The sequence below is a fragment of the Streptomyces sp. WM6372 genome, assembly GCF_001279655.1.
GTDB lineage: Bacteria > Actinomycetota > Actinomycetes > Streptomycetales > Streptomycetaceae > Streptomyces.
Window position 1 is genome coordinate 1 of record NZ_LGDB01000101.1, and the last position, 466, is coordinate 466.

A 466-nucleotide genomic window follows, 5' to 3' on the forward strand; every position below is an offset into this window, starting at 1 on the left:
CGACGACCTGGCCGGCCTGGAAGCAGGCCTCGACGCCCTCGACGCCGTCCAGACCCACCGCACCCCCACCCGCGAGGTCCTCGTCAAGAAGGTCCTCCCGCCGTTCATCGCCATCGGCCTCGTGCTGCTGGTCTGGCAGATCCTCGTCACGGCCAAGGTCACCGACGAGACCAAGCTGCCCGCCCCGTCCGCGGTCTGGGACAGCCTGTCCCAGATGTGGCTCAAGGGCACCCTGCTGGAGGTCATCTGGACCAGCGTCTCGCGCGGCCTGCTCGGCTTCCTGCTCGCCCTGGCCATCGGTACTCCGCTCGGACTGCTCGTCGCCCGCGTCACATTCGTCCGCGCCGCGATCGGCCCCATCCTCCAGGGCCTGCAATCCCTGCCCTCCGTCGCCTGGGTACCCCCCGCCGTCCTCTGGTTCGGCCTCAACGACGCCATGATGTACACCGTCATCCTGCTGGGCGCC

The 466-nt window shown here is 69.7% G+C and carries 1 protein-coding gene; it reads left to right on the top strand.

The genetic code is table 11. From position 1 onward, the window contains the following. Nucleotides 1-466, top strand: a 466-nt coding sequence (locus tag ADK52_RS09145) for an ABC transporter permease (RefSeq protein WP_420714827.1), incomplete at both ends; no start/stop codon positions are given.